General features: G+C 40.8%; 1 protein-coding gene. It reads right to left on the bottom strand.

The annotated features are described in order from the left end of the window. Nucleotides 1-686: ISAs1 family transposase (locus tag A3220_RS16360; protein WP_128082454.1), on the bottom strand; the 686-nt coding region annotated here is incomplete at both ends.

Genomic DNA, 686 nt, shown 5'->3' with positions numbered 1-686 from the left:
GCTGTTTTAGTTGTATCTTGTTTAAATAACGCCATGGCTATTTTTCTCATTACGTTAAAAACAAGGGGTCCTTGCTTCTTACGGATTCTTGATTCATCTTCCCTAAAGTTCATATCCAACATCCAATGCATACTTTCAACCTGCCAGTGGCTTCGTACCGCATTAAGAGCTTGCTCCGCACCTAACGCTAACGAACTAATATACCAACGCGTTTCTATCGTGTCTGTACCTGATGATTTATCGTGAACCTCAGCGGTTACTTGAATAACACTCTTTAAGCCAGACCATTGGTAGATTTTATCTAACCAGCTTTTATCAATAAGCAATTGCTGACAAACCCTTGTTTCAATGCGCCCATGCCCTGAGCTTATTTCGGTATGTTTATCATAGTTGCTATTGGTCAATCCTTCGCGCTCACTCTTGTGCCACCAAGCTTCTAATTCACTCTGCATACCTGAATGGTTACCTTTGAGCGCTAGGATATAATCAGCTTTTTGTTTAATTATTTGTTTCGCTATTTCTTGCTGGCAGCCCATAGCATCAAGTGTAATGATGCTATTTTCAATATCTAGCATGGTGAGTAACTCAGGTATGGCTGTGATTTCATTTGTTTTGCTATCAACGGCTGTTTGCCCTAAAACTAACTGGTGTTGGCAGCTCCATGCACTGACGGTATGTAAAGCACT

Origin of the sequence: Halomonas sp. KX33721, from assembly GCF_001596805.1 — a bacterium.
Taxonomy (GTDB): domain Bacteria; phylum Pseudomonadota; class Gammaproteobacteria; order Pseudomonadales; family Halomonadaceae; genus Vreelandella; species Vreelandella aquamarina.
Note: the sequence above shows the minus strand (reverse complement) of the source record. Positions and strands in the feature narration are given on the sequence as shown.